Here is a 5911-nt window from a genome sequence, read left to right as displayed (position 1 = left end):
GCGCGCTGGGCGAGCACGGCCCGCAACGCCCGGGGCAGCCGCTCGGCGGCGACGGCCCGCAGGGCGGGCGCGGCGAAGGCGTACCCGCCGGCTCGGCGGGGGATCAGCAGCCCGTCGGCGACGAGAGCGCGCAGCGCCACCCCGGCCCGTCCCGGCGTCCAGCCCAGCGCCCGGTCCAGCCTCGTCCCGGAGACCACGCCGCCGAGGGTGGCGGCGGCCATCAGCACCGCCCGCCGCTCGCCGTCGAGCCGATCCAGCTCCGCGCCGACGGCCCGGCGCACCGCCTCGGGCAACGGGGGCGCCGCCGGGTCCGCTCCGTCCACCATGGACCGGACGTACGTCGCCGCGTGCCCGGGCCGGCCGCCCACCAGCGGCAGCAGCCGGTCGACCAGGGCCACCGGCTGCCCGGCCCGGGTGAGCAGGAGGCGCAGCAGCCGGCCACTCTGCACGGCGGCCAGCGGTCGGATCGGCACCCGCCGGGCGGGGCCGGGTCGGGTGTCGGCCCACTGCGGCTGGTGCAGGGTGATGACGGCCAACGGCAGCCGGCGGGCCGTGGCCGTGGCGAACAGCGCGTGCAGGAACCGGCTCACCGCCGGCGCGGCCCGGTCCAGGTCGTCCACGGCGACGATCAGCGGCCGGTCGGCGGCCAGGAGCAGCAGGGCGTCCCGGCAGATGGCCGCGCCGGCCAGGGCCGCGGCCGAACCGTCCGGGTTGGCCAGCAACCGCTCGAGCGCCGGCAGCGCCGCCGCCAGCCGCGCCGGCGGGAGCAGTGGCGTGAGGGCGTCGGTCAGCCGGTCGCGGACCGCCGCCGGGCCGTCCCCGTGCCGGATCCCGGCGAGTCCGCGAAGCAGGTCCGCGACCGGCGCCAACACCTCATCGGGGTACGGCTGGCAGGCCGTCACGCACCAGCGGACCGGCATCCCGTCCACGGTGGTCACCGACCGGGTCAGCTCGTGCAGCAACCGGCTGCGGCCGCTGCCGGTCGGGCCAACCAGGGACACCCAGCGGGGGCTCTGCTCGCGGGCCGCCCGGCTCAGCTGCTCCCGCACGGTGGCCAGTTCTCGGCGGCGACCGATCAGCGGGCCGTCGTGCCGGTCGGCACTCGGGCGGACCGGGCCGACGGCGTGCCAGACCGGCATCGTCGGCACCCGGCCGGCGACCGGCACCGGCGCCAGTTGACGCTGGGCGATCAGACCGGCAGTGGCCCGGGCCGTGGACGCGCAGAGCGCGACGGCGCCGGGCGGCGCGTACTCCTGAAGACGGGCCGCGGTGGTGATCACCGCGCCGCTGGCCACGCCGTGACCGCCGTCGACCGCGCTGGTCAGGTCGACCACCACCTCGCCGGTGGCCACCCCGACGCGCACCCGCAGCGCGATGTCCCCGACCATCGGCCGCCGATCGAGCGCGGCCTGGATCTCCAGCCCGGCGCGGACCGCGCGGTACGCGTCGAACCCGTCGGAGTGCCGCGCGCCGAAGAGAGCCATCACCGCGTCGCCGACGTACTTCTCGACCACACCCTGCCAGCGGCGCAGGACGCCGGCGACGGTGTCGAAGTAGGCCTGTTGCAGGGTCCGGACGTCCTCCGGGTCCAGCCGGTCGACCAGCGCCGTGGAGCCGACGATGTCGGCGAAGAGCACGGTCACCGTGCGCCTCTCCTCCGGCACCGGCCAGGTGAGGGACGCGGCCCGCTGCGTGTCGACGATGGTGGTCATGGGTATCGCACCGGCCTCTCCCTGCGCTGATGGCTGACGACCCTCGGAGATTGGCACTCCTGGGCCGACGGGGGATCGGCAGAACGACGTATGTCGGCCACACGCAACCTTTAGTCGCAATGTCGACGCGAGGAGTACCACAAGCGGCAGATGGCCGTAGAACGGTACGGGGCCGTGTGATTAGGCTGCGTGCCATGGCCAGCGACGTGGACACCGCACCGCTCGTGGGCCGGGCCGAGCTGGTGCAGACGGTTCGGTCCGCGCTGCTCGGTGACGCCGCGCACGGGCAGACCGCCGCCGTCTTCCTGACCGGTGAGAGTGGCGTGGGCAAGACCCGGCTGCTCGGCGAGATCGGCGCGCGGTTGCGTGAGCAGGGCGCACTGGTGCTCACCGGCAGCTGCCTGGACATCGGCGACGCCTCCCCGCTGCACCCGCTGTTGCAGGCGTTGCGGCGCTTCGACGCCGACCTGTCCACGTCGCACGCCCGCACCTCCTCCGCGGTGCGGGGGCTGTTGCAGATGTTCGCCGACGAGACGGCCGGCCCGGACGGCGCGGGCGCGCTGCTGGAGAGGGTCTCCCGCGGTCTGCACCTGGTCGCCGAGGGCCGGCCGCTGGTGCTGATCCTGGACGACCTCCAGTGGGTCGACCGGAGCACCCGGCAGCTCCTGCTCTACCTGCTGGCCGGGCTCGGCGACCTCCAGCTCTCGGTGCTGGCCGCGGTGCGGGCCGAGTCGTTGCAGGGCGCCCACCCGCTGCGCCGGGTGCTCACCGAGCTGCGTCGGCTGCGGACGGTACGCGTGCTCGACCTGTCCCCACTGGACCGGGCCGACACCGAACGGCTCGCCGCCGCCGTGGTCGGTCGGGAGCTCACCACCGACGCGGCCGAGCAGGTGTGGCAGCGCAGCGGTGGCAACCCGTTCGTCATCGAGGAGCTGGCGCGCGACCTGCGCGACGGCCGCGACGGGCTGTCCGAGACGCTGCGCGAGATCTTCCTCGCCCGGGTCGACGCGCTGCCCCAGCACGCCCACGCGGTGGTGCACGCCGTGGCCGCCGGCGTCGAGCCGGTGGAGCACTGGCTGCTGGCCGAGGTGCTGCACCTGCCGGAGGAGGAGCTGATCGACGCGGCCCGCGCCGCGGTGGCGCACCGGCTGCTGGTCGGCGCCGACGACGGCTACCGGCTGCGGCACCGTCTCGTCGCCGAGGTGCTGGCGCACGAGCTGCTGCCGGCCGAGCGCTCCGGGCTGCATCGTCGCTACGCCGAGGCGTTGACCGCCGCGCCGGCGGAGCTGCACCAGGCGCGGCTGGCGCACCACTGGCGGCTGGCCGGCGAACCGGCCCGGGCGCTGCCCGCGGCGGTGGCCGCCGCGCAGGAGGCCGAGCGGCTGCACGGTTACGCCGAGGCGCACCGGCACTGGTCGGCGGCGTTGCAGCTGGCCGGCGACCCGGGCACGCTCGCGGTGGACCGGGTCGAGCTGCTCGGCAACGCCGCCGAGGCGGCCCACCACACCGGGGAGCACGCCCGGGCGCTGGCCCTGCTGGAGGAGCTGGCCGTGGTGCAGGGCGGCGAGCCGACCTGCGCGCTGCACATCCGCCGGGCCCGCTACCTGGCCGCCGCCGGGCGCTCCGCGCTGGCCGAGGAGGAGTACCAGCGGGCGTTGGAGGTGGCGGACTGCACCTCCGCCGACCGGGCCACCGCCGCCGCCCACCTGGCCGAGCTGCTGCTGCACCTCGGCCGGTACGCCGACGCCGGCCGGTGGGCCCGGGAGGCGTTGGCGCTGGCCGCCACCGTGGAGGGCTCCACCACCGACGTGGTGCTGGCCAGCTCGGCGCTCGGCTTCAGCGAGGCGTACCTGGAAGACCCGGACGCCGGGCTGGCGGTGATGCGCCAGGCGCTGGACACCGCCGAGCGTGCCGGCCGGCCGGAGGACGTCGCCTGCGCGTACCTGCACCTGGCCGAGCTGCTGACCGGGCCGCTGAACATCCTCGAGGAGGGTGTGGTGGTGGCCCGCCGCGGCGCGGAGCGGGTGGCCGAGCTGGGGCTGGGCCGCACCTGGGAGACCCGGCTGCTGGCCATCGCCACCAACGGGCTGTTCCGGGTGGGCCAGTGGGCCGAGGCGGAGAAGGTGGTGGCGGCCGCGCTGCGGCACCGCCCGTCCGGCGCGGACGCCGTCGAGCTGCTGCTGGCCCGGTGCCGGCTCTCGGTGGGCTACGGCGACATCGAGGCCGCCGACCGGGATCTCGACGCGGTGGCCACCGTGCTCGCCGGCGGCGGGGCCCGGCACGTCATCCCGCTGCTCACCCTGCGCGCCGGCCTGGCCATGTGGGAGGGCCGGCACGACGTGGCGCGGCAGGCGGTGCAGCGTGGTCTGACCGAGAGCCGCTCCGACGACGTGACGATCCTCTCGGCGCTGGTCTGGCACGGCCTGCGCGCCGAGGCGGAGGCGCACGCCAGCCGCACGGTGGCCGTGGACCCGACGGCGGTGCGCCGGCTGCGCGACGTGGCCGAGCGGGTCGCCCGCAAGAGCGCGTCCGCGGCCCGTCCGGTCCGCTCGGTGGTGGACGGTTTCCTCGCGCTGTGCGCCGCCGAGGTCAGCCGCCTCGACGGCAGCGACCCGGAGCTGTGGGCCACCTCCGTCGTCGAGTGGGACCGGCGTAACCACCCCTATCCGGCGGCGTACTCGCGGCTGCGGCAGGCCGAGGCGCTGCTGGCGCGGCGCAGCCGGTTGGCCACCGCGGGCAAGCTGCTGCGGGAGGCGTACCGGGTGGCGCAGGGGTTGGGGGCGGTGCCGCTGACCTCCGAGATCCGGGAGCTGGCCGGCCGCGCCCGGGTGTCGCTGGAGGAGCGCGAGGTGACCGACGGCGTGCGGGGCGCCGCGCCGGCCGAATCTGTCGACGACGAGCTGGCCTCGCTCACCGCCCGGGAACGGGAGGTGCTCGCTCTGGTCGCCGAGGGGCTGACCAACAAGGAGATCGGGCAGCGGCTGTTCATCAGCGAGCGGACCATCGGGGTGCACGTGTCGCACATCTTCGACAAGCTCCAGGTCCGTACCCGCGTGCAGGCCAGCGCGATCCAGTTGCGCAGCGGGCGCGCCTGACCGACCGGTCGGTCAGCGGGCGCTGTGCGCGCCGGGATACGTCGTTCTACTGATCCGGCGAGCGGGTGTCGGCTGAAAGGCTGAGCACCGTCGACGGCGGCACGGGGGTGCCGCGGACCACCATGGAGGAAAGATGACCGAACCGGTCTGGGGGCCCGTGCACCGGGACATCGTCGACCTGCTCGCCGACCATCCCGCGGACGTGCCCGCCGTGGTCGATCACCTCACCAAGCTTCAGGACATGCTGGTGCGGCTGCCTCCGTTGGAGGAGAGCTGCCCGTTGGCCGACTTCAACAGGCTCTATCTGACCATCACCAGCAGCGTGCTCGACGGGCTGTACGACGACCGCTTCGTCGACCCGGTGTTCCTCTCCCGGCTGGACGTCGAGTTCGCCGCGCGGTATTTCGACGCGATGCGACTGTGGACCGACTCCAGCCCGGGGACCCCGAAGGCGTGGTCGTGCCTCTTCGAGCGGATGCGGGGGCCGGATGCCCGCCCGCTGCCGTCGGCGGCGGCCGGGGTCAACGCGCACATCAACTTCGACCTGCCGTTCGCGCTGGTGACCACGTTCGCCCACCTGGAGTCGGAGCCGGTCGACGGCAGCGACCAGCACCACGACTACCTCGAGATCAACAACATCTTCGCGGACAAGATCCCCGGCCTGCGTCGGGGCTACCTGGAGCGGTGGCAGCTACTCATCGACATGCTCAACGGCGACATCGACGACTGGTACCAGGGGGAACTGGTCGAGTACACCCGCGATGTGGCCTGGCGCAACGCGCAGAAGATCTGGCGGTGCCGGCACGATCCGGACGCCCGCGAGTGTGAGCGCACGCGGTTGGACGACAACGCCGCGGCGCTCGGCCGGTTGCTGCTCTCGCCCCTGGGGGCGTTCCTGCAGTAGCCGGGACGGGGGGTCCCCGCGCTCCGCCCGTGGGGGGCGGTGGAGCGCGGGGACGCGTCCCGCCCCGCCAGCTCCACCCACCCGTGAGACCCGGCCGGGATTCCGGTCGGCTCCCGGGGGACAGCCGGTCGACCCGGGGGGTGTCGACCGTCTGGCATCGTCGGCCGGCCCCGGGGGGGTGCCGGCCGGCGGTGGGGGAG

At 75.2% G+C, this 5911-nt stretch carries 3 protein-coding genes; 2 read left to right on the top strand and 1 reads right to left on the bottom strand.

What is annotated here, in order from left to right:
• Positions 1-1712 (bottom strand): adenylate/guanylate cyclase domain-containing protein (locus DKT68_RS10465; protein WP_109817215.1); only part of this gene is annotated, 1712 nt, incomplete at its 3' end.
• Positions 1713-1906: 194 nt separating this feature from the next.
• On the opposite strand from DKT68_RS10465, the gene DKT68_RS10460 reads away from it, so the two are divergent.
• A complete protein-coding gene (locus tag DKT68_RS10460) occupies positions 1907-4807 on the top strand; it encodes a helix-turn-helix transcriptional regulator (protein WP_109817214.1) in 2901 nt (966 codons plus the stop codon).
• A 133-nt stretch (positions 4808-4940) separates the two neighbouring features.
• On the top strand, positions 4941-5711 hold the full coding sequence (locus DKT68_RS10455; protein ID WP_109817213.1) for a DUF5995 family protein: 771 nt from the start codon (positions 4941-4943) through the stop codon (positions 5709-5711).
• Positions 5712-5911: the final 200 nt, after the last annotated feature.

This window comes from Micromonospora acroterricola (assembly GCF_003172955.1).
GTDB classification, from domain to species: Bacteria; Actinomycetota; Actinomycetes; order Mycobacteriales; family Micromonosporaceae; genus Micromonospora; species Micromonospora acroterricola.
The sequence above is the reverse complement of the archived record's forward strand: the minus strand, read 5'-3'. Positions and strand labels throughout refer to the sequence as shown.